We start from the raw sequence: 22,010 nt of genomic DNA, 5'->3' as shown, positions 1-22,010 counted from the left end.
GCACCGCAGCGAAGGAGCGGAACCGATCGTGATCCAGCCCCCCGATGTCAGCGGCACCACCGGCCCGGACGGCGCACCCGCCCCGGACGTCGATGCCGTCTGCCTCGGCGAGTCCATGGTCACCTTCCTGCCCCGCCGCCCCGGGCGGCTCGCCGACGTCCCCTCCTTCGACCGCGCCATCGGCGGCGCCGAGTCCAACGTCGCCTGCACCCTCGCCCGCACCGGCCACACCACCCGCTGGATCTCCCGGGTCGGCACCGACGGCTTCGGCGATCACCTGCTGGCCGCCATCGCCGGCTGCGGCGTCGACGTCGGCCACGTCCGCCGCGACCCGCGGCGCCCCACCGGCGTCTACTTCCGCACCGCCGGCGACCGCGCCACCGACACCCACGAAGTCGCCTACTACCGCGCCGGTTCCGCCGCCTCCGCCATGACCGCGGACGGTCTGGACACCGCCGCCGCGCACTCCGGCCGCATCCTGCACCTGACCGGCATCACGGCGGCGCTGTCCGCCGGCTGCCTCGGCCTGCTGCGCGAGCTGACCGTCCGCCGCCCCGGGCGCCCGCTCCTCTCCTTCGACGTCAACTACCGGCCGGGGCTGTGGCGGGACACCGCGCGGGCCCAGGTGCTGCTCGACCTCGCACGCGGCGCCGACCTGGTGTTCGTCGGCGACGACGAGGCCCGGGACGCCTGGGGCCTCACCGGCCCCCGCGCCATCCGCCAAGCCCTGCCGGAACCGCGCACCCTGGTCGTCAAACAGGGCGAGGCCGGAGCCACCGTCTTCCGCCGTACGGGAGAGCCGGGCGCCCGCCGTGACGACGCCACCTTCGTCCCCGCCCTGCGCGTCGACCCCGTGGCGGCCACCGGCGCCGGCGACGCCTTCGCCGCCGGCTTCCTCTCCGCCACCCTCCGCGGCCTCCCGGACCGCGCCCGCCTCCGGCACGGCCACCTCCAGGCCGCCGCCGCCCTCACCGTCCCCGGCGACCTCGCCACCCCGCCGGCCCGGCCGTACGCCGACCGCCTGGCCGCCCTGGACGACTCCGCCTGGGAGAGACTGCACCTCGCTCCTGGCTGGACCGACGCCGACGCATCCGGCCACAGGGCCGAGGAGGAGGTACCCACGCAATGAACGAGCGAGGCGACAGAACCCCCGGGCGGTGCGCGCCCGGCGCGGGCGGGGCCGGGCGAAGCGAGGCACCGGCGTGAACGAGCGAAGCGAGGTTCCGGCATGAGCCAGACCGTCGACCGGGCACTGAGCATCCTGCCGCTGCTCGCCGAGGGGCCCGCCGACCTGGGCCAGGTCGCCGACCGGCTCGGCGTCCACAAGTCCACCGCCCTCCGGCTGCTGCGCACCCTCCATGAACACGGCCTCGTCTACCGCCAGTCCGACCAGCGCTACCGCCTGGGCGCCCGGCTCTTCGCCCTCGCCCAGCAGGCCGCCGAGAACCTCGACGTACGCGAGATCGCCCACCCCCACCTCGTCGAACTCAACGAGAAGTGCGGGCACACCGTCCACCTCGCGGTCCACGAGGAGAACGAGGTCCTCTACATCGACAAGGTGGAGAGCCGCTACCCGGTCCGGATGTACTCCCGGATCGGCAAACCCGTCGCGATCACGGTCGCCGCGGTCGCCAAGCTGCTCCTCGCCGACCTCCCCGAACCCGAGCGCCGCGCCCTCGCCGAGAAGCTCGACTACCCCCTCTACACGTCCCGTTCGACCCCGCACGCCACGGCGTTCCTCGCCGAACTGGCCAAGGTCAGCGAACAGGGCTGGGCCACCGACCTCGGTGGCCACGAGGAGTCCATCAACTGCGTCGCGGCCCCGGTCCGCGGCGCGGACGGGCGCCTGGCCGCCGCCATGTCGGTCTCCGCGCCGAACGTCGTCGTCAGCGCCGAGGAACTCCTCCGACTGCTCCCGCTGGTGCGCCGCACCGCCGACGCCATCAGCCGGGAGTACTCCGGAACCGCCGTACCCGCCACCGACCCCGTACAGGAAGCCTGAACACCATGACCGAGAAGACCGCGCTCACCCCGGCCACCCACACCACCCCGCCGGCGAAGTTCTCCCACGGCGTCCGGAAGGGCAACATCCTCCAGGTCGCGGGCCAGGTCGGCTTCCTCCCCGCGGCCGAGGGCCAGGCGCCCACCCCGGCCGGCCCCACCCTGCGCGAGCAGACGCTGCAGACCCTCGCCAACGTCAAGGCCATCCTCGAAGAGGGCGGCGCCGGCTGGGACGACGCGATGATGATCCGCGTCTACCTCACCGACGTGGCGCACTTCGCCGAGATGAACGAGATCTACAACGCCTACTTCGAGGAGCAGGGCCTCAAGGAGGCCCCCGCCGCCCGCACCACCGTCTACGTCGGTCTGCCCAAGGGCCTCCTCATCGAGATCGACGCCCTCGCCGTCCTGAGCTGAGCCACCCGCCGCGCCCTTAGTGAGCCAACCGCTGTGCCGTTAGAACGTCCGCACCACCTGCCGCACGGCAGGGCACCCCGCACCGGCGGGGCGCCCTGCCGCGGTCCCCCCTACCTGGAAATCCCCTGTCTGCCAACGGAGTTCCTCCATGCACCTCGCCGCCACGACCGCCGCCCCGGCCGCCCCACCACCACCGCACACCGGTGGACTGCTCGCCCTGATACCGGGCACCGCGGGCCTCCTGACGGTCGCCGCCCTGGGCATCGCCCTGCTCCTCGTACTGATCATCAAGGTCCGGCTGCAGCCGTTCGTCGCGCTGCTGTCCGTCTCCATCGCGGTCGGCCTGGCCGCCGGGCTCTCGGTCACCGAACTCTTCGGCACGGTCCAGAAGTCCGACGCCGTCTCCCTGATCGAGACCGGCATGGGCGGCATCCTCGGGCACGTCGCCATCATCATCGGCCTGGGCACGATGCTCGGCGCGATCCTGGAGGTCTCGGGCGGCGCCGAGGTGCTGAGCACCCGGCTGCTCCAGCTCTCCGGCGAGCGGCGCGAACCCCTCGCCATGGGCCTGACCGGCCTGATCTTCGGCATCCCGGTCTTCTTCGACGTCGGCATCTTCGTCCTCGCCCCGATCGTCTACGCGGCGGCCAAAAGGTCCGGCAAGTCGATCCTCCTCTACTGCATGCCGCTCCTCGCGGGCCTCTCCATGACGCACGCCTTCCTGCCGCCGCACCCCGGCCCGGTCGCCGCGGCCGGCCTCTTCAGGGTCGACCTGGGCTGGATCATCCTGATGGGTCTCGTATGCGGCATCCCCGCGGTGCTCGCCGCCTGGGCCTACGCGGCGTGGATCGGCAGGCGCCTCTTCGTCGGCGTCCCCCAGGACATGGTCGAGGCCGCCGACGAGGCCAAGGCCGCGGTCACCCGCGAGAAGGCCGCGGCCGGCGTCACGGCGCACGAGGCCCCGGTCTCCCTGGCCACCGTCCTCACCATCATCGGCACCCCGCTGCTCCTCATCCTCCTGGCGACCTTCTCCTCCATCGCCCTGGCCCCCTCGCCCGGCCGCTCGGTCATCGAGTTCTTCGGCCACCCCTTCGTGGCCCTGACGATCGCCCTGCTGCTCTCGTACTACCTGCTGGGCCTCCGCCGAGGCTGGTCCCGCACATCCCTCCAGACCGTCTCCACCGCGTCGCTGAAGCCGGTCGGCAACATCATCCTGGTCGTCGGCGCCGGCGGGGTCTTCGGCGCCGTCCTCAAGGCCAGCGGCGTCGCCACCGCCCTCTCCGACACCTTCCACCACGTCGGCCTCCCCGTCATCGTCCTCGCCTACCTCCTCTCCCTCGTCCTCCGCGTCGCCCAGGGCTCGGCCACCGTCGCCATCGTCACCACAGCCGGCATCGTCGTCCCCCTCGTCGAGGGCCAGGGCATGTCCCAGGCCCACCTCGCCCTGATCATCATGGCCATCTCGGCAGGCTCGATCTTCGCCTCGCACGTGAACGACGGGGGGTTCTGGATGGTCAGCAAGTACTTCGGCATCTCGGAGCGGGACACCCTGAAGTCCTGGACGGTGCTGGAGTCGGTGCTGTCGGTAGCGGGGTTCGGGGTGGCGGCGGTGGTGAGCCTGGTCGTCTAGCCGCCGGTCGCGACATCCCGTCCCTTTGCCGCGCAGGGGGTGCCCGGCATCCGGCGCCCCCTGCACGTCATGCCGCGCGCCCGTACGCCCGTGCGCCCTCGCGCGGCAGTACCGCCCACAACCGCGTCCCATCGCCGGGCTTCTGCCCCTCCCCGAACCCCCACTCACCGTCACAGGCGTGCATCACACAGGCCAGCAGCAGGAGCTGAGAGCGTCGCCTTCCGTCGCAGGCGGCCGCAAGACGGCGGTGGGTATGGCGCGGGTGCCCGTCGTAAAGGCAGACGCGCAGCGCGTCATTGCGATAGCGCAGCGACAGGTAGACGCTGTCGGACGGTGTGAACAGGCATGCAGACGCGGCGAGTTCACCGATCACCTGGATCGCGGCAGCGGTCACGTCGTACAGGCCGTGCGCTTCCAGGATCGTACGGGCGGCGGAGCGTGCCACGGCCGGACTGGCGAGCGCGGCGGGAAGGGTGAGGCTGTAGGCCAGATTCTCCGGTACGCGCGGTGTGCGGGTGTCGAGGGGGTGCGGGCAGACGGACGTGGCTGTGGGCATAACAACTCCCTTGAGAACGCGGGTGGTTGATGTGCGGCAGCCGGTGGCCTGTCTCCCTGGCGCGCGCCCGCCCCTCCCAGGGCAGGAGGAAAAGCGGGCAGGCTCGCGCGATGCGCTTCCGACTACGTGGAGCGTGAGCGGTGCGTTACTGACTGTAGGGCCATAGGTGGCTCACGTGCCACCTCATCTCACGCATTGCCTCCCGTGAACTGGATCAGTCTCACGTGCGTCGTGCAGACTGGCCTCACCGAGTGGGGGGAGGGGTGTCGATGCCCACCAGGGCCACGCCCACAGAGCGTCAGAAGCGCCTGGGCGCTGAGCTGCGCAAGATGCGTCTCGCCGCAGGCCGAACCACCGAATACGCGGCCGGCCTGCTCGGTTTGGACCGAACGAAGGTCTCCAATATGGAGTCCGGTATCCGCTCCACTTCACCCGAACGCGTACGGATACTCGCCAGCAACTACGACTGCTCGGACCAGCGATACGTCGACGCCCTGGCAGAACTGGCCAACTCCCGTAAGCGCGGATGGTGGGAACAGTTCAGGGGAAGTCTCCCTCAAGGGCTGCTGGATGTCGCCGAGCTGGAATGGCACGCTACGCGGCTGCGGTCCGAACAGGCCGTGCATTTGCCCGGACCGCTTCAAGTGGGCGCATACGCACGCGCCATCTTTGACGCTGCGCTACCACCTCTGCCCAGGTCAGAGGTGGAGCTACGTGTGGTCTTCCGGCTGCGTCGCCAGCAGATTCTGGAACGGGACAACCCCGTCAACTATGTCGCATACGTTCATGAGTCCGCCCTGCGCATGCAGTTCGGTGGGCGCAGTGTGACCAGGGAACAACTCCAGTACCTCTGTGAGGTATCCGAGCTGGGGAACGTTGAGGTGCGCGTGCTCCCTGTTGAGGCGGGCGCATTCCCAGGCGCCGGGCATGCCGTCCTGTACGCCGAAGGCGATGCGCCGCGGTTGGACACCGTCCAGCTGGACTCGGCGCACGGTCCCGAATTCACTCATGCCGATGCTCAGCTCGCCAAGTACCGGGAGCACATGGGCTGGATGCATGCCCGTACCCTCGGGGCGCGCGAGTCTCGGGACTTTATTCACCGCATCGTCCGTCAGCTCTGAGGAGGGCCACATGGCTCAGATTGCCTGGGAAGACCCCTACTGCGCGGAAGGCAACAACTGCTTTCGCATAGGTACCGACGGTCAGGGCAACGCTTATATCGCGGTGGCGGGCGCTGAGGACGCCTATGTGACCGACACCCGCGAAGCACTGCGCACGCTCATCCGCGAGATAAAGGCCGGCAAGGCGGATCACTTGCTCTAGGGAGGCCGCATGAGAGACATCAGCTGGGAAGAGCCCTACTGCGGCGAAGGCAACAACTGCTTCCGCGTAGGCACCGACGACCAGGGCAACGCCTACATCGCCGTAGCGGGTGCCGAGCACGCCTACGTGACCGACACCCGCGAGGCCCTCCGCACGCTCATTCATGGCATAAAGGCCGGCAAGGCCGACCACCTGCTCTAGGCGTGCGCATCCGCACCCGTCCGGGACACGGCGGGCCGCGCCGCAGTGGCGCGGCCCGCCTCTTGTCCCGGCAGTGGCCGGATCAGCTTCCCTTGCAGTACTGCCCCTCCTTGCCGATCGCCCGGTACGGGCAGTCGGAGATCTCCAGGAGGCGGAGGACCGCCTCGCGGTTGCGGGTGGTTTGCTTCGGGATCACCGAGTCCTTCGGGTAGAAGCCACCCGAGCCGAAGGAGGACGGGTACATCTCGAAGGTGTAGGCGAACACCTTCTCCTTGCCCCACAGCCAGTCGTCGATCGAGCCGTCGGTGATGTACAGGTCGCTGGACTGCTCGGGGGTGTAGCCGTTGGTGGCGGCCATGTTCTTGCCGATGGTGGCGAAGGCGTCGTGGTCGTCCTGGGTCATGCCGGGGCCGGTGTCGTCGTCGGTGAAGCCGAAGGGCCAGAGGACGAGTTCGCTGTAGGTGTGGAAGTCGATGGCGGTCTTGATCTGCTGGGTGCCGCCCACGTTGCGGCTGTGGACGAACTTCGAGACGACCTGGACCTCGGGGGCGGAGGCGGGGGACTTGCCGCGGTAGGTCTCGGAGGAGGGGCTGGAGGAAGAGCCGCCGCAGCAGCCCCACTTGAAGTCCCAGTTGCGGTTGAGGTCGGTGCCGGTGCTGGTGGAACCGGCGTTGGGCTGGCGGTTCTTGCGCCAGCTGCGGAACGAGCCGGAGGCGATGTCGTACTCGCCGCCGTCCGGGTTGAGGTCGGGGATGATCCAGATCTCGCGGGAGTCGAGCATCTTGGTGATGCGGGAGTCGCTGCCGTACTTCGAGGTGAACTCGTTGAGCAGGTAGAGGGCCATCTCGACGGTGAGGTGTTCCCTGGCGTGCTGGTGGGCGGTGAAGAGGACCTCGGGTTCCTGCTCGTCCTTGGTGACGTTCTTGCTGAGTTTGAGGGCGAGGAGGGCGCGGCCCTCGTGGGAGGTGCCGATGACCTGCTTGCTCAGGAGGGCCGGGTACTTGGCGACGAGGGCGTCGATCTCCTTCGTGGCCTCGTCGTAGGTGTGGTACTTCGCGTAGCCGGTGGGGAAGTCCCTGGCCTTGGTGCCGGAGGGCGCGGGCCTGGTGGCCGGCGGGTCGGGCAACCTGCGGATCTGGTGGCCGAGTTGGCGGGCGGCCGCGGCCTGGGTGCGGTTCGCCGTGATGACGGCCTTGTCGGCGTGGACCTCGTCGATGGTGGCGCCGGTCGCGGTGAGGGCGGTGCGCTGGGCGGGGGTGGCGAGGCCCGTCACCTCGTACTGATGGGGGAGTTCGGTGCTCGCCGCGGAGTCGGCGGCGGGCCGGGGCGAGGGGGCGTCCTGCGCCTGGGCGGCGGCGATGGGGGCGGCGAGTGCGAGGGAGAGGAGTGCGGTGAGGACGGTGGTGCGTCCGCCGCGGATACGTGGTCGCATGCGGTCTCCTGTGGGGTGTGAGGCGAAGCGACGGCGTCAGTTTTGGCTGATGTCATGGCCGTGACAAGGGTTCGGACGGCCATATGTGGGGCGCGCGGGAATCGGCCACCGAATCAGCCACCGAACCGGCCACCGAACCGGCCACCGAACCGGCCACCGAACCGGCCACCGAACCGGCCACCGGAACCGGCCACCCGGACGTGGCGAATCCCTCAACTTCCTCCTGAGGGGCGGAAATTGATTGCCAGGCGGTGCCGAGTCGCCAACAATGCGCACGACAAAACCGAAGGCCCGCGCAGGGTTTTCGGTGACAGACGCTGAGAGGACCCCCACATGAACCGACCTCTCGTCGGCACCCTGGCCACGGCCGCACTGGGCGCCGCAACCCTGCTGGGAACCGTCGGAACGGCGCACGCCGCGCCGCAGGACGGCGACCGGCACCCCACACAGCACAAGACCAAGGCGGTGGGCTTCGCCGGCAGTGTCGCGCTGAGCAACTGCTCCGGCTCGGTCGTCCGGATGCCCGGATCGAAGGCGGACGACCCGGCACTGGTGATGTCCAACGGCCACTGCCTGGAGGGCGGGATGCCCGGCGCCGGTGAGGTCGTCGTCGACAAGCCGTCCAGCCGCAGCTTCACCCTGCTGGACAAGTCGGCCGGCAAGCTGGGCACGATCAAGGCCACCAAGGTCGCCTACGCCACGATGACCGACACCGATGTCTCGTTCTACGAGACCGGGTCGACCTACGCCGAGATCGAGAAGAAGTACAAGATCAAGCCGCTGGAGCTGGCCACCGAGCACCCGGCCAAGGGCGCGAAGATCAGCATCGTCTCCGGCTACTGGAAGAAGATCTACTCCTGTGGCATCGACGGGTTCGCCGCCACACTCAAGGAGGGCGAGTGGACCTGGAAGGACTCGGTCCGCTACACCCCGGAGTGCAAGATCATCGGCGGTACGTCCGGCTCTCCGGTCGTCGACACCGCGACCGGCAAGGTCACGGCCATCAACAACACCAGCAACGAGAGCGGCGAGAAGTGCACCCTCAACAACCCCTGTGAGGTGGACAAGAACGGCAAGACCACGGTGCGCAAGGGCATCGGGTACGCCCAGGAGACGTACCGGATACCGAAGTGCTTCGGCGAGGGCAACAAGCTGGACCTGAACGCCGAGGGCTGTGCGCTGCCGAAGCCGAAGGCCACGCGCCGCTGAGCTGAGGCAGGAGCCGCACCCCGGGTCCCGTGCACGCAAGGCGCGGGGGACCCGGGGTGCGGCGTCCGGCCCCGGACGGGATGCCCCGGACGGGATGCCCCGGACGGGACACCCCGGAGGGGATGCCCCGGGACGGGGACGGTCCGGGGCCGGTTACGGGAGGTCGTGGACGTGCGCGCCCACCTGGCTCGCGAAGGTGTTGCCGTTGGCCGCGTCCCAGTTGGTCGACCAGGTCATCGCGCCACGGAGCCCCGGGTAGGTCCTGGAGGGCTTGAAGGAGCCGCAGCCGCTGCCCCGGGTGAGGCAGTCCAGGGCGGCGTTGACGACGGCCGGAGCGGCGTATCCGCCGCCGGCCGCACGGGCGGAGGCCGGTACCCCGATGCCGACCTGGGACGGGTCGAGCCCGCCCTCCAGCTGGATACAGGCGAGCGCGGTCAGGAAGTCGACCGTGCCCTGGGAGTAGACCTTGCCGTCGCAGCCGTTCATCGAACCGCTGTTGTAGTACTGCATGTTGACGGCGGTCAGGAAGTCCTTGATCCCGAGCGCCGTCTTGAAGTACTCGTTCTGCGGTGACTGCATGTCGATGGTCTGCGGGGCCATGGTGACCACGACGTCGGCGTGCCGTTCGTGCAGCGCCTTGAGCGCCTGGGTCATATAGGTCGCGTTGAGGCCGTTCTCCAGGTCGATGTCGACGCCGTCGAAGCCGTAGTCGTCCATGAGGCCGCCGACCGAGTCGGCGAAGTTCTTCGCGGAGGCCGCGTCGTTGACCGACACCGCGCCCCGCTCGCCGCCGACGGAGAGGATCACCGACTTGCCGGCCGCCTGCTTCGCCTTGATGTCCGCCTTGAACGCATCGGCGGAGCCGTAGCCGACGGCCGGGTCGAGGCGGAAGGTGACCGCGCCGGGCTGTCCGGTGGCCTCGGCGAACGAGACCGCGATGATGTCGTAGGCGTCGTCGACGTCCTTGAGCTTCTGCACCGTGGCGCCGTTGTCGAAGTTCTGCCAGTAGCCGGTGACGGCGTGCCGCGGGACGGCTGTTGTGGATGCGGCGATTGTGGCGGATGCGGCGGGTGAGTCCGTAGATGAGGTGGCGGGGTGATTTCCGGAGGCCTGGGCGGTGCCCGTGCCGACGAGGCCGGACGCGGCCAGTGCCACCGCGGCGAGTGCGGTCAGCAGCCGCCCCGGCGCTCCGGTGCCCGGCCTGACTGCGGGTCTTCCTGATCGTGCGCGAACCACGACTGCCTCCGTGTGGGGGGAAGTTGGGGGTGTGCGGATGCGTGCTCAGGCGCCTCTGTGCGTGCCGTACAACGTGGTCCAGACCAATCGGCCTGTCAAGGGTCCGCGCGGAGGCGGATGTTCCTGCGCGGGACGCCTGGCCGGTATCCGCCGTTTCCCTGTGGGGTGATGGTGATGACGAGTAGCCCAGAACGTGTTCTCTGGGACGTATCTCTGTGGATAAAGTGCTGAGCGAATGGCGCCGATGGCGCAGAGCTGTGCCGATCCGCGGTCCCGGGACCCCCGGCGGCCGGAGGGAGTGGGGGAGCGACGTGCCGACCGCGATTGCAGTCACCAGCCCGGACCTCGCGCTGCCGTCGGCCGACCGGCGGACCCCCGCCGCCGTCGTCCTGCAGGCCCCGCAACTCCAGCCGCTGGACGACGCCCTGACGGAGACCAGCGCGGTGCTGGAACACCACGGCCATCTCGTCGCGCTGTACTCCGCCGTCTGCCCGCCGGAACACATCCGCCGGCTGCACACCCTGCGCGCCGTCCTGGAGAGCGACCGGATCGCCATCGTGCCGCTGTCCCTGCCGCCGCTGGGCGTGGCCTTACTCGCCCGTCAGCTGCGGCAGTTGTCGTTGTGCGACTTCAGCCCCGGTGTACTGGCCAGCGCGGCGCGACTGCTGGCCCACTACGTTCACGCCGGTGCCCTGCTGGGCAGCGTCAGCGGCCTGGACCGGATCGAGGTCGATCTGCGGGCCCACATGAAGTCCTGGCTGCCCGGTGCGCACTTCGCGGTGCTGGCCCATCCGCAGCCGCAGCTGCTGCATCTGGACCGGCACAGTACCGAGGCCGGACTGCCGGCGCCCGGTTTCGCCACCGAGCTCGCGGTCGCCCGCGGCCAGCTCACCTCGGAGTGGGTGACCGAGGCGCTCGCCCCGGCCTGGCAGGTGCAGGGGGTGTACGAGACCCGGCTGCCCGCCGAGTCCGCCCGGTGGTGGGGCACCCAGAAGCTGATCGAGTTCGCCGCGGCCGTCCCGGACGTGGCGGTCCTGCACCAGCTGGTGTCCTCCGTACGCCGCGAGGAGTGCGGCTGGTGCGGCCGGGAACTCCTCGGCGACCGCTGTGCGTTCTGCGCGTCCCCGCTGGCGCGGGAGCGGGCGACGGGAGGTGGCGGCCCGGGCCAGGGGCCGGCGGCCATAGGCGGGATGACGGCCACGGGCGGTTCCCCGGCGGCGGCCCCGTCGTCAGCCCAGCTCCCGGCCCCGTCGTCCGTCCAGCCCCCGACTCCGCCGTCCGCTCCGGAGGCGGCCCCGACTCGCGTACCCGACGCACCCGACCCCTCCGGGAGCCCCGATCTCCCCACGGCCACCACCTCCGCCGCCTCCCCGCCCCCGGCCGGGCCGCCTCCCTCGCCATGGGAGGAGCGCGCCCTGTCGCCAGGGGTGCCGGATGCGCCCGATACGCCCGGCGTGGTGGGCGTATGGGGCGGGCGCCGGGGTGAACCCGGGCAGCTGGACGTCCGTGGGCCGGACCTTTCGGCGGGCGGGCAGGCGGTGGCGGGGAACCCCTACGGGGCCGACATCCCGGCCCCCGGGAACCCGTACGGGTCCGGCCGCCCCGTCCCGGGAAACCCCTACGCGTCCGACACCCCCCGCGCCCCCGGCGTGTGGGACCTGCCCGGCCACCCCGACTTCGCCGGGCACCCCGATGCCACCGGTCAGCCGGACCTTTCCGGCCACCCTGACGTCCCCGGCACCCCGCGGACGGTGGCCCGCGTGCGCTGAGCCCGACCGGGCCGCCGGGGCCCGCCACTCCGGCCGGTCCCGCCGGCCGTCCGCCGGGTGGTCCCGCCCGGTGACCCCCGTTCCCTGTCCGACCGCCCGCCCCTTCTCCCCGTCCCGATCGAGGTCCCTCCCCCATGAACTCACGCCAGCGCCGCGGAGTGATCCTGCTGCTCCTGTCGGTTCTCTGTGCGGTCGGCGCGTTCGTCGGCGTGCTGTCGGTGATCAAGAACGTCGAGTCCAAGGTCGGCCCGGAGCGGACGGCGTACCGGCTGAAGACCGATGTCGCGGCCTATAGGGAGCTGAGTCCCGGGCAGTTCGAAAAGGTGCGGATGCCGCAGCGCTGGCTGCCGCCCACCGCCGTGACCGACCTGGACCGGGTCAGCGGCAGGATCGCGGTGACCCCGCTGAAGAAGGGGTCGCTGCTCCAGGACGACATGATCGTCGAGCGGCCCGCGCTGAAGACCGGGCAGCAGGAGATCGCCATCATGATCGACGCCGCCACCGGTGTGGCCGGCAAGATCAACCCCGGTGCCCGGGTGAACATCTTCGCCACGTTCGAGGGCAAGCGCCCCGAGGACAAGCCGGTCTCCAAGGTCATCGTCGCGGGCGCCCAGGTCATCGACGTCGGCAAGCTGACGCCCCTGGAGGCCAAGGACCCCGGCGACACCACCGCCGGCCGGCAGGCCGGTGAGGCCGTCCCGATCACCTTCGCGCTGAACACCCAGGACGCCCAACGCGTCGCGTACGCCGAGTCCTTCGCCTCCCACGTACGGCTCGCCCTGCTCGCCCCCGGCAGCGAGAACGCCATCCCGCCCGCCCAGCGCAGCTACACCCTCGACGGAGACAAGTGACCCGGAGCCTCAGGTGACCATCCGCATCCTCCCGGCCATCGGCGACCCGGACGCCGCACGCGCCGTGTCCTCGCTGCTCAGCCAGCTTCCGGACGCCGAACCCGCCCCCGCCGTCGCGGACTCCGCCGCGCTGCTCCACGCGCTGGCCGCCGCCCAGGGGACCGGCGCACCGGCCGGGGGCGCGCCCGCAGGGGGCCAGCCGTCCGCCGTGGAGGCGCTCCCCGAGGTCGTGCTCGTCCACGAACGGATCGGGCCGGCACCGGCGCTGGAGCTGATCCGCGAGGTGGCGCTGCGCTTCCCCGCCGTCGGCGTCGTACTGATCACCACCGATGCCGGGCCCGCGCTGTTCTCCGCGGCGATGGATGCCGGAGCCCGGGGCGTCGTCGGGATGCCGCTCGGCTACGACGAGCTGGCCGCCCGGGTGCAGTCCGCCGCCCAGTGGGCGACGGGCGTACGGGTCCACCTGGGGGGCGCCCCGGAGGCGGCCCCCGGCCCGGCCGGCACGCTGGTGACGGTGACCGGCGCCAAGGGCGGGGTCGGCACCACCGTCACCGCCGTGCAGCTGGCGCTCGCGGCGCGGGCCGCCGGGCGCAGCGTCGCGCTGGTGGACCTCGATCTCCAGTCCGGTGACGTGGCCTCCTACCTGGACGTGCAGTTCCGCCGCTCGGTCGTCGACCTGGCGGGAATCCAGGACATCTCCGTACGGGTTCTCCAGGACGCCGTGCACGACCACCACACCGGCCTCGGCCTGCTGCTGGCGCCCGAGGAGGGGGAGCGCGGCGAGGAGGTCGACGACCGGGCGGCCCGGCAGATCATCGGCGCGCTGCGCTCCCGCTACGAGGTGGTGCTGGTCGACTGCGGCTCCCAGATGCAGTCCGCCAACGCCGCAGCCGTCGAACTCGCCGATCTGGCGCTGCTGGTGGCCACCCCGGACGTGGTGGCCGTACGGGCCGCCAAGCGGCAGGTCCGGCTCTGGGACCGGCTCCAGATCCGCAAGGCGGAGGACACCACGACGGTGGTCAACCGCCTCACCCGGAACACCGAGATCCAGCCGCCGCTGGTCGCCAAGGCCACCGGCACCCAGGTCGCCCGCACCCATGTGCCGGCCGCCTTCAAGGAACTCCAGCCCTGTGTCGACGCGGGCCGGATGCAGGATCTGGACAGCCGGTCCACGGTCAAGCAGGCGCTGTGCGCGCTGGCCGGTGAACTCGGCCTGGTCGACGCGCCGTCCGTACGGCAGGGTCGCGGCAGCCACCGGGCCCGCCCGACGCTGACCGGGCGCAAGCGCAAGGCCATAGCGCCGGGGGCGGCTCCCGGTTCCGGGGGAATTCCGGGTCAGACATCGGGGCCGGCCTCCGGGACGGCGCCGGGTGCCGGTGCCCGGTTCGGTGCGCGGCGCGGCCCCGGTGCGGCGTCCGGCGGTCCGGGGCCGTTCGACCCGTCCGGCCCGTACGAGGAGGGCTGAGCGATGCGGCGCCCGCGGGGCGGTGACCGGGGACAGGTCGCCGTGGAGTTCATGGGGCTGCTCCCGCTGATCCTGCTGGTCCTCGTCCTGCTCTGGCAGTTGGTGCTGGTCGGGTACACCTACTCGCTCGCCGCGCACGCCGCCGACCGCGGCGCGCGGGCCGCCACCGCCACCGAGGGCGGCGGCGAGGGCGCCTGCCGCGCCGCCGCCGAGGAGCAGCTGCCCAGCGCCTGGCGCGCGGCCGCCTCGGCGTCCTGCGGAACGGAGTCGGGCCTGTGGAAGGCAACGGTCCACATCGACGTCCCGGTGCTCTTCCCCGGCGCGGGCAGCTACCCGTGGCGCGTCACCGGCTCGGCCGGCGCCGTGAAGGAGGACACCGGATGACCGCCCCCCGTCTGCCCGCCCGGCTCCGTGGCCACGGCCGCGACCGGGGCCAGGCCTCCATCGAGTTCCTCGGCTTCCTGCCGATCCTGCTGGTCGTCGGGCTGGCCGTGGTCCAGCTCGGCCTGGCGGCCTACACCGTCCAGCAGGCCGGGACCGGAGCGCGCGCCGCGGCCCGTACCGCCTCGATGGACGAGGCCGACCGGGAGACCGGCCCGGAGGCTGCCGGGCGGTCCGCGATGAGCGACTGGGTCGCGGAGCGCGCGCGCATCTCGGTGGGCGGCGGGGGCGCGGAGGTCAGCGCGACCGCGCGGGTGCCGATCCCGTCGATCATTCCCGGCGTCGACGACTTCGGCACCGCCAGCCGCACCGCCACCATGCCCCGGCCGCAGGAACCCGGAGCCCTGGGCCTCCGCGCCGCGGACACGTACGAAGGAGCACCCCCGCGATGAGCCTGAAATCCCGGATCGTCGCACCCGAACCGGCCGGTGAGGCGCGCGAGGACAGCCATATGGTCGCCCTCTACCGCGCCAAGCTGCTGGAGGAGATCGACCTCGCCGAGATGTCCTCGCTGGCCGCGGCCGAGCGGCGCTCGCGGCTGGAACGCGTCCTGGGCCACATCATCAGCCGTGAGGGCCCGGTCCTCTCCACCGCCGAACGCGCCCAGCTCATCCGCCGGGTGGTGGACGAGGCACTCGGCCTCGGCGTGCTGGAACCGCTGCTCGAAGACGCCTCGATCACCGAGATCATGGTCAACGGCCCGGACCAGGTGTACGTCGAGCGGGCCGGCCGGGTCGAGCTGCTGCCGGTCCGCTTCGCCTCGCACGAGCAGCTGATGCAGACCATCGAACGGATCGTCTCCACCGTCAACCGCCGGGTCGACGAGTCCAACCCGATGGTCGACGCCCGGCTGCCGTCCGGTGAGCGCGTCAACGTGATCATCCCGCCGCTCGCCCTGAACGGCGCCACCCTCACCATCCGCCGCTTCCCGCGCGCCTACACCCTCGCCGAACTCATCGGCATGGGCACGCTCGACGAGCAGATGCTGATGCTGCTTGCGGGGCTGGTACGGGCCAAGTTCAACGTCGTCGTCTCCGGTGCCACCGGCGCCGGCAAGACCACCCTCCTCAACGCGCTCTCCGGCCTGATCCCGGACGGCGAGCGGATCATCACCGTCGAGGACGCCGCCGAACTCCAGCTCCAGCAGAGCCATGTCATCCGGCTGGAGTCCCGGCCGCCCAACGTCGAGGGCAAGGGCCGGATCACCATCCGCGACCTGGTGCGCAACTCCCTGCGGATGCGCCCCGACCGGATCATCGTCGGCGAGGTGCGCGGCGGCGAGACCCTCGACATGCTCCAGGCGATGTCGACCGGCCACGACGGCTCGCTCGCCACCGTGCACGCCAACAGCGCCGAGGACGCCCTGATGCGGCTGCAGACCCTGGCGTCCATGTCCGACGTCAAGATCCCGTTCGAGGCGCTGCGGGACCAGATCAACAGCGCCGTCGACTGCCTGGTCCAGCTCACCCGGCACGCCGACGGCTCCCGCCGGATCAGCGAGATCGCCATCCTCGACTCCCGCGGCCACGAGGACTACCGGATCGCCACGGTCGCCCGCTTCGACGCCGAGCCGATGGGCGCCGACCGGATCGTGCACGGCCGGTTCCGCTACTTCCCGCTGCCCCGCCGGGTCGCCGAACGCCTCTTCATGGCGAGCGAACCCACCCCGCCCGCCTTCGGCGTCGCCACCCACGACGACCAACTCGCCACCCGGAAGGCCCTCTCATGACCGGCGGGAACCCCCTCGCCCTGCTCGCCATCGGTGCCACGCTGCTGGGCGGGCTGCTCGCGATCGCCGGCGTCCGGACGTACGCCACCGGGCGCGCCCAGCGGCAGGCCATCGTCGACCGGCTGGCCGACGAGCGGGGGCTGCCGGAGTCCGGACGGCGGCGCCGCTTCCCGTCCGTCGACCGGGCGCTGCGTGGCACCCGCCTCGGCCGCCGCCTCGAACTGCGGCTGACCGCCACCGGCCTGGACGTCACCCCCGGCGAGTTCCTCGTCTACATGCTCGGCACGGTCCTCGCGCTGTGGCTGGTCGCCCAGGCCGTCCTCGCCCCGTTCTTCGGCCCGATCGCCGCGCTGGTCGCCGTCTGGGCGGCGTTCGCCTTCCTCAACTGGCAGCGGCAGAAGCGCATCGAGCGGTTCATCAACCAGCTGCCCGAACTCTCCCGCATCCTCGCCAACGCCACCCAGGCCGGCCTGGCGCTGCGGACGGCGCTGGGCATGGCCGCCGAGGAGCTGGAGGCACCGGCCGGTGAGGAGCTGGCCAAGGTCTCCGACAAGCTCGCCGTCGGCCACTCCATCGACGAGGCGCTCGGCGAGCTGGCCGAACGCCTGCCCTCCCGGGAACTCGTCGTGCTGGTCACCACGCTGGTGCTCGCCAACCGGGCCGGCGGCACCGTCGTCGGCTCGCTGCGCAACCTCACCAAGACCCTGGAGGAGCGCAAGGAGACCCGGCGCGAGGTCCGCACCCAGCTCTCCCAGGTCGTGGTCACCGCCTACGTCGTCCCGCTGCTCGGCATCGGCACCCTGCTGCTGATGAACCGGATCGCCCCGGGCGCCATCGACCGGATGACCTCCTCCTTCCTCGGTCAGCTCGCGGTGGTGGTGGCCTTCGTCCTCTACGGGCTCGGGTTCTTCTTCATCCGCCGCCTCTCCAAGATCGACGTCTAGGTATCGGTATCGCCATGACACTCGGAATCCTGCTGGCCCTCGCCTTCGCCCTCTCGGTCGCCGGTGTCTGCTGCGGTGTCGCGCTCTACCGGCGCGAGGCCCGGCTGCCGCCCGACCTGGCGCTGTCCCTGGAGGTCGGCGCGACCCGCACCACGGTGGTCGGTTCGGCCGTGGACCGCACCGGCATGCGCTACGCGCCGCTGGTGCTGCGGCTGATGGGCGACAAGCGCACCGCCCGGGTCCGCCGCCGTATCGACCTGGCCGGCAATCCGGGCGGGCTGACCGTCGACCGGTACGCCGCCCGGCGCGCCGTCTACGGGGCCCTCGGCTTCTTCGGCGCGCTGGTGATGTTCCTGCGCGGCCAGCCGCTGCTCGGTGTGCTGATGGTGCTCTTCGGCCTCTTCTGGACCGAGGTCGGCATCTGGGCCGCCATCCGTCAGCGCAAGGACACCATCGAACGCACTCTTCCGGACTTTCTCGATGTGCTGGCCGTCGTGGTCAGCGCGGGCCTGGGCTTCCGCCAGGCCCTGGACCGGGTCGCGGAGAAGTACGAGGGGCCCTGGGCCGACGAACTCCGGATCACCCTGCGGCAGATGGACATGGGCGTCAGCCGCCGGGCGGCCTTCGAGGAACTGCGCAAACGCAATGACTCCGAACAGGTCGCACAGTTCGTCACCGCCCTCCAGCAGGGCGAGGAACTGGGCTCGCCGATCGTCGAGACGCTGATCCAGATCGCCGACGACATGCGCCGGACCGATGCCCAGAACGCCCGGCGCCGGGCCGCCCGCGCGGTCCCCAAGGCCACCATGGTCGTCACCACCTTTATGGTTCCGGCCACGATGATCCTGCTCATCGCCGGCTTCTTCCTGGGCTCGGGCACCAACTTCGGCTCCCTGATGGGCAGGTGACGCCCCTTGCGGATGCACATCTCCGGGTGGGCGGACCCGCACGGCGCCGTTCCGTCCGGCGCGGCGCCCCCGCACTCGGCCGGATGAGTGCGGCAGGGGCCGGCTTCCCGTCAACTCCTTCGCAACAGCAACGAGTTGTGTCACAGTGGGTGGGCGGACGGTTGCGCTCGCACTATGGTGCGGAAGGATTGTCCGGTCTGCATGGGTGACGGAACGGGATGCGGTCCCGGAGGGGGAGCGGGGGTGGGTAGAGTGCGACCGAGTGGCCGAAATGCGACGTTGTGCCTGTCATCCGGGTCCCCGAAAGAGGACGGGGTAGGGAATCCCTGTTCCGGGCACGCTGTTCCGGCGTACTTTTCTGGTGTCGTGAGCGCGGTCGAGCGCACCGGCACCACGGGGACAGACCAGCCGGACCAGAGCGGTACGGCCGCCCATGGAGGGGAAGACGATGGCGAAGCGGGTTTTGGGGAACGACCGGGGACAGACCTCGATCGAGTACCTCGGCATCATCGCGGTGGTCGTGGCGATCGTCCTGGTCCTGTCGACCACGGACTTCGGCAGCCAGATCGCCAACGCCATCGCCAACAAGATCTCCGACGTCGTCGGCATTTAGCCCGCACCGCCATCACCGTGCCGGCCACGACCCCACGCAGCCGCCGGCGCGACGCAGGGCAGGCCTTCCCGCTCTACATCGTCGCGGTCGCGGGCCTGCTCTTCCTCGCGCTCGCGTTCTTCGCCGTCGGACAGGCGGCGGCCACCCGTAACGGCGCGCAGACCGCCGCCGACGCGGCCGCGCTCGCCGCCGGCCAGAAGTACCGCGAACTGCTGCGCAAGGGCGTGCTCGACGGCCTCCGCGACGGCAGCTACCGCACCGATCCGACGGCCTGGAAGGAGCTGCTGAACGGGCGCGGCGTCCTGTCCCCGGAGGCCTGCGAGAGCGCGAGCTGGTTCGCCGGCCGCAACGGCGCCCGGCTCTCCGGCCCCCGCTGCACCCCCGACTCCTGGCCCACCTCGTTCGCCGTCCAGGTCACCACCCACCGCACCGTGGGCGATTCGGTCATCCCGGCGACCAGCAGCGCGCATGCGTCGGCCGAGGCGACCTCGGTCGTCGACCCCCGCTGCACCCTCGACCCCGCCACGGACGACACCGGCGGAACGGGCGACACCGGCGGGACGGACGACAAGGGCGGCAAGGACGACGACGGAGGCAAGGGCGGCAAGGACGGCGAGGACGACGACGCCGCCCCCGTCGAGCTCACCTGCGACGGCAGGCGCTGGACGCTCGACCCCCGCCACCTCCAGGAACTGCCCGACGCCGCCGACCTGTTCTCCGTACACCTCGCCCATTGACCGCCCGCACCCCGACCACTCCCTTGAGACGACCCGACGACGATCAAAGGAATCGCATCCCATGAGCATTCGGCGCACCACGAAGGCCGCCAGGGGAGCGGTCGCCATGGCGAGCGCGGTCGCCCTCGCGCTCGTCGTGGTCGGCTGTGGTGGCGACGGCGGCGGTGCGAAGTCGTCGGACGGCGACAAGCCACCGGCCCGCAGCAACGCCCCCAAGGACAGCGGCCCCGGCAGCCCGGCGGCCGACTCCGACAAGGTGATCGGTGAGATGAAGGGGCCGGACGGCGTGGTGGTCACCCTGCACTCCGTCGTCCGCGACTCCGGCGGCTTCGTCACCGTCAACGGCACGGTCACCAACCGCGGCACCCGCGCCTTCAACGCCATCGACTGGCGCTCCAACGAGACCGAGGTGCGCTCCCGTTCCTCCATCTCCGGGGCGACCCTGGTCGACAAGGCGGGCAAGAAGCGCTACCTGGTGCTGCGCGACACCAACGGCGAATGCCTGTGCACCACCGGCCTCAGCGGGCTGATGCCGGGGGCCAGCCGGCCGGTCTTCGCGCAGTTCCCGGCGCCGCCGGCCAAGGTGACCGAGGTCGACTTCCAGCTGCCGACCCTGCCGCCGGCCAGCGTGCGGATCACGGACTGAGCCCGATGACCGCGACCCAGATGCCCCGCGGCCGCCGCACGCTCCGGGCGCCCCGCGCCGCCGCCACCGCCGCCGCACTGCTGCTCACCGCGGCTCTGACGGCCCCCGTCGCCCATGCCGACCCGCCGGGCGTGACCGAGGACTCCAGCCCCCCGGTGCGCGTCGACCCCGACGACCCCGATCTGCGGATGGTCCAGGGCGCCAAGCTGGCCCCGTCCAAGGTCCTCAACATCAAGTCGATCGTCGAGGCCGACGACGGCTCCGAGCGCCGCCAGGACACCAACGACAACGTGACCTTCGCGCTCCAGGCCGAGGTCCTCTTCGGCAAGGACAGCGCCAAGCTGTCGTCGGACGCGCTGTCCCGGATCGGCACCATCGCCTCCGAGGCCAGGAAGCAGAACGCCACCAACCTGCGGGTCTTCGGCTTCACCGACAACCTGGGCTCGTCGGGCCACGGCCTGGTGCTGTCCAAGAAGCGCGCCGGCGCCGTCCAGCAGGAGCTGGCCAAGGACCTCGGCCCGTCCGCCGGCTTCCAGATCCGCGGCTACGGCGAGCAGTACCCGATCGCCGACAACAGCACCGAGGAAGGCCGCAAGAAGAACCGCCGGGTGGAGGTCAGCTTCCCGCGGGCCTCGTGACGGGGGGCGGGGGCGGGGCGGTCGCCGGGGCCGGCCGCCTGTGGCGGCGGATGACCAGGCTGCCCGCCGCCTTGTCGTGCAGGGTCCGGCGGAGTGTCCGGTCCCAGAGGCAGGCCAGCGGGTCCAGCAGGCTGATCACCGGCACCAGCGCCATCCCCAGGTGGGCCAGATGCCGCCCCAGGGCGTTCCCGTAGGGGAGCGGGCCCCCGTCGGCGAGCCGCACCACGCTCAGCCCGCACAGCAGCTTGCCCGGCGTGCCGCCCCAACGGGCGGTCAGCAGCGGCGAGTAGAGGAAGAGCAGCGCCAGGGCCACCAGAGCGGGCACGTAGAAGGGGGTGTTGTCCGTGCTGCCGCCGAAGGTGACGGCCAGGCCGACGCCCATGGTGACCAGGGTCAGCACGGCGGCGGTGAGCACCGTGTCGAGCAGGAGCGCCAGCAGCCGCAGCCACGGGCTGCCGATGACGCCCGGCGCCGGGCCGCGGGACGCCGCGGGCCCGGGATGCGCCGGGCCCGCCGGAAACCCGGGGCCGGTCGGCGGCAGGTGCGCGGGCGGAGGTGTCGCGTTCATGCCGCGCATAGGACCATTCCCCGCCGCCCGGCGGCAACTTGATACCGGACGGGAGGCGCGCGGGCAGCCCTCAGCGGAGGGGCACGACGTCCAGTCGCAGCCCGGGGCGCAGGCCCCAGCGCGCCATCGCCCCGGCCTCCGCCTCCAGCACGTGCCGGGCGCGCGGGCGGGGGAGCCCCAGCCGCCCCGGGCGCATGGTGCGGACGGCCAGCACCGTGAAGTCCCGGCTCAGATAGGCGACATCGATCGCGAACCGCATCCGGAAGGTGTGCACCCCGCTCGCCGGGGTGAGCAGCAGCGCCCCCTCGACACCGTCGCGCCCCAACAGCCCCCGCGCGCGGGCACGGTACGACGCCGCGATCTCCACCGCGATACCGTCCCCCACCCCGTACAGGACCCCCGGACCGTTCTCCCAACGCGCCATACCCAGCGTTCTATCAGCCCCCGCCATCGGCCCCCGCACTCCGCCCTTTCCGGGCGGACCGGCGCCGGACCGCTCTAGGACCTGTCGTCAAACTCCCGCCTGCCCCGCGGCGTCTGGCACGCACTCCCCCACGCCTAAAGGGCGCGGGGGGACCCCCATGCTGCGTTGTCGGGTTCGCCCCGATACACCCAGTATCGGGGCGACCCTCCGCCTTGCGATCGCACGCACCAGACGCCGCGGGGCCGCCCTTCGGGCGAACGACGGGAGTTTGA

Annotated in this window: 25 protein-coding genes; 20 read left to right on the top strand and 5 right to left on the bottom strand. The window is 71.6% G+C overall.

Annotated features, from left to right (window positions below; genetic code table 11):
* The first annotated feature begins 28 nt into the window (after window positions 1–28).
* The 4 genes from ACWC9R_RS32200 (at window position 29) to ACWC9R_RS32185 (ending at window position 4,048) form a co-directional block, all read left to right on the top strand.
* The gene (locus tag ACWC9R_RS32200) at window positions 29–1,129 is read left to right on the top strand and encodes a sugar kinase (protein ID WP_450736836.1); all 1,101 of its coding nucleotides are present in this window, start codon (window positions 29–31) and stop codon (window positions 1,127–1,129) included.
* 99 nt (window positions 1,130–1,228) lie between these two features.
* Complete coding sequence (locus tag ACWC9R_RS32195) at window positions 1,229–2,002, top strand: IclR family transcriptional regulator (protein WP_450736834.1); 774 nt, start codon at window positions 1,229–1,231, stop codon at window positions 2,000–2,002.
* Window positions 2,003–2,007: 5 nt separating this feature from the next.
* Window positions 2,008–2,418, top strand: coding sequence for a RidA family protein (locus tag ACWC9R_RS32190; RefSeq protein WP_450736832.1), 411 nt, complete (start codon window positions 2,008–2,010; stop codon window positions 2,416–2,418).
* Between the two features lie 148 nt (window positions 2,419–2,566).
* Window positions 2,567–4,048 carry a GntP family permease gene (locus ACWC9R_RS32185; protein ID WP_450736830.1) on the top strand — a complete coding sequence of 494 codons (1,482 nt, stop codon included), beginning with the start codon at window positions 2,567–2,569 and terminating at the stop codon, window positions 4,046–4,048.
* Between the two features lie 67 nt (window positions 4,049–4,115).
* On the opposite strand, the gene ACWC9R_RS32180 is transcribed toward ACWC9R_RS32185, so the two are convergent.
* A complete protein-coding gene (locus ACWC9R_RS32180) occupies window positions 4,116–4,604 on the bottom strand; it encodes an ATP-binding protein (protein WP_450736829.1) in 489 nt (162 codons plus the stop codon).
* A 269-nt stretch (window positions 4,605–4,873) separates the two neighbouring features.
* Between ACWC9R_RS32180 and ACWC9R_RS32175 the strand changes: the two genes are divergently transcribed.
* From ACWC9R_RS32175 to ACWC9R_RS32165, 3 genes are read left to right on the top strand one after another with little or no spacing between them, the layout of a single operon-like run.
* On the top strand, window positions 4,874–5,725 hold the full coding sequence (locus ACWC9R_RS32175) for a helix-turn-helix domain-containing protein (RefSeq protein WP_450736827.1): 852 nt from the start codon (window positions 4,874–4,876) through the stop codon (window positions 5,723–5,725).
* Between the two features lie 10 nt (window positions 5,726–5,735).
* Window positions 5,736–5,927, top strand: coding sequence for a hypothetical protein (locus ACWC9R_RS32170; protein WP_086715784.1), 192 nt, complete (start codon window positions 5,736–5,738; stop codon window positions 5,925–5,927).
* 9 nt (window positions 5,928–5,936) lie between these two features.
* On the top strand, window positions 5,937–6,128 hold the full coding sequence (locus tag ACWC9R_RS32165; RefSeq protein ID WP_450736825.1) for a hypothetical protein: 192 nt from the start codon (window positions 5,937–5,939) through the stop codon (window positions 6,126–6,128).
* 82 nt (window positions 6,129–6,210) lie between these two features.
* Here ACWC9R_RS32165 and ACWC9R_RS32160 read toward each other — a convergent pair whose 3' ends face one another.
* Window positions 6,211–7,560: a M14 family metallopeptidase gene (locus ACWC9R_RS32160; protein ID WP_450736823.1), complete on the bottom strand. Its 1,350-nt coding sequence runs from the start codon at window positions 7,558–7,560 to the stop codon at window positions 6,211–6,213.
* Between the two features lie 333 nt (window positions 7,561–7,893).
* Here ACWC9R_RS32160 and ACWC9R_RS32155 point away from each other — a divergent pair, with 333 nt between their 5' ends.
* Window positions 7,894–8,769 (top strand): trypsin-like peptidase domain-containing protein, encoded by an 876-nt coding sequence (locus ACWC9R_RS32155; protein ID WP_450736821.1) that lies wholly within the window; start codon window positions 7,894–7,896, stop codon window positions 8,767–8,769.
* Window positions 8,770–8,922: 153 nt separating this feature from the next.
* Here the strand turns inward: ACWC9R_RS32155 and ACWC9R_RS32150 are convergent, their stop codons facing one another.
* Window positions 8,923–10,005 (bottom strand): chitinase, encoded by a 1,083-nt coding sequence (locus ACWC9R_RS32150; protein ID WP_450736820.1) that lies wholly within the window; start codon window positions 10,003–10,005, stop codon window positions 8,923–8,925.
* Window positions 10,006–10,316: 311 nt separating this feature from the next.
* On the opposite strand from ACWC9R_RS32150, the gene ACWC9R_RS32145 reads away from it, so the two are divergent.
* The 12 genes from ACWC9R_RS32145 (at window position 10,317) to ACWC9R_RS32090 (ending at window position 20,746) form a co-directional block, all read left to right on the top strand.
* Window positions 10,317–11,774, top strand: a complete 1,458-nt coding sequence (locus tag ACWC9R_RS32145) for a hypothetical protein (RefSeq protein WP_450736818.1) — start codon at window positions 10,317–10,319, stop codon at window positions 11,772–11,774.
* Between the two features lie 134 nt (window positions 11,775–11,908).
* Window positions 11,909–12,625, top strand: coding sequence for a Flp pilus assembly protein CpaB (cpaB, locus tag ACWC9R_RS32140; RefSeq protein ID WP_450736817.1), 717 nt, complete (start codon window positions 11,909–11,911; stop codon window positions 12,623–12,625).
* A 13-nt stretch (window positions 12,626–12,638) separates the two neighbouring features.
* Window positions 12,639–14,090, top strand: coding sequence for an AAA family ATPase (locus ACWC9R_RS32135; RefSeq protein ID WP_450736815.1), 1,452 nt, complete (start codon window positions 12,639–12,641; stop codon window positions 14,088–14,090).
* Between the two features lie 3 nt (window positions 14,091–14,093).
* Window positions 14,094–14,474, top strand: coding sequence for a TadE/TadG family type IV pilus assembly protein (locus ACWC9R_RS32130; protein ID WP_450736813.1), 381 nt, complete (start codon window positions 14,094–14,096; stop codon window positions 14,472–14,474).
* Entirely contained in the window at window positions 14,471–14,923 is a 453-nt protein-coding gene (locus tag ACWC9R_RS32125) for a TadE/TadG family type IV pilus assembly protein (protein ID WP_450736812.1), read from the top strand. Before ACWC9R_RS32130 ends, ACWC9R_RS32125 begins: the two co-directional genes overlap by 4 nt.
* Window positions 14,920–16,260 (top strand): CpaF family protein, encoded by a 1,341-nt coding sequence (locus ACWC9R_RS32120; RefSeq protein ID WP_450736810.1) that lies wholly within the window; start codon window positions 14,920–14,922, stop codon window positions 16,258–16,260. The genes ACWC9R_RS32125 and ACWC9R_RS32120 overlap by 4 nt, the downstream gene beginning before the upstream one ends.
* Entirely contained in the window at window positions 16,257–17,204 is a 948-nt protein-coding gene (locus ACWC9R_RS32115; protein WP_450736809.1) for a type II secretion system F family protein, read from the top strand. The genes ACWC9R_RS32120 and ACWC9R_RS32115 overlap by 4 nt, the downstream gene beginning before the upstream one ends.
* A gap of 14 nt (window positions 17,205–17,218) precedes the next feature.
* Window positions 17,219–18,112 (top strand): DUF5936 domain-containing protein, encoded by an 894-nt coding sequence (locus tag ACWC9R_RS32110; protein ID WP_450736807.1) that lies wholly within the window; start codon window positions 17,219–17,221, stop codon window positions 18,110–18,112.
* A gap of 448 nt (window positions 18,113–18,560) precedes the next feature.
* Entirely contained in the window at window positions 18,561–18,725 is a 165-nt protein-coding gene (locus ACWC9R_RS32105) for a membrane protein (protein WP_033266190.1), read from the top strand.
* Between the two features lie 11 nt (window positions 18,726–18,736).
* Entirely contained in the window at window positions 18,737–19,462 is a 726-nt protein-coding gene (locus tag ACWC9R_RS32100) for a pilus assembly protein TadG-related protein (protein WP_450736846.1), read from the top strand.
* A 61-nt stretch (window positions 19,463–19,523) separates the two neighbouring features.
* Window positions 19,524–20,108 carry a hypothetical protein gene (locus ACWC9R_RS32095; protein WP_450736805.1) on the top strand — a complete coding sequence of 195 codons (585 nt, stop codon included), beginning with the start codon at window positions 19,524–19,526 and terminating at the stop codon, window positions 20,106–20,108.
* A gap of 5 nt (window positions 20,109–20,113) precedes the next feature.
* Window positions 20,114–20,746: an OmpA family protein gene (locus ACWC9R_RS32090; RefSeq protein WP_450736803.1), complete on the top strand. Its 633-nt coding sequence runs from the start codon at window positions 20,114–20,116 to the stop codon at window positions 20,744–20,746.
* Here ACWC9R_RS32090 and ACWC9R_RS32085 read toward each other — a convergent pair.
* A complete protein-coding gene (locus tag ACWC9R_RS32085) occupies window positions 20,724–21,314 on the bottom strand; it encodes an RDD family protein (protein WP_450736802.1) in 591 nt (196 codons plus the stop codon). The two genes, ACWC9R_RS32090 and ACWC9R_RS32085, sit on opposite strands and share 23 nt — an antisense overlap.
* A gap of 70 nt (window positions 21,315–21,384) precedes the next feature.
* Window positions 21,385–21,738: a DUF192 domain-containing protein gene (locus ACWC9R_RS32080; protein ID WP_450736801.1), complete on the bottom strand. Its 354-nt coding sequence runs from the start codon at window positions 21,736–21,738 to the stop codon at window positions 21,385–21,387.
* Between the last annotated feature and the right edge of the window lie 272 nt (window positions 21,739–22,010).

It is taken from the genome of Streptomyces sp. NPDC001219 (assembly GCF_053597915.1).
This window is presented reverse-complemented; position numbering and strand designations above follow the sequence as displayed.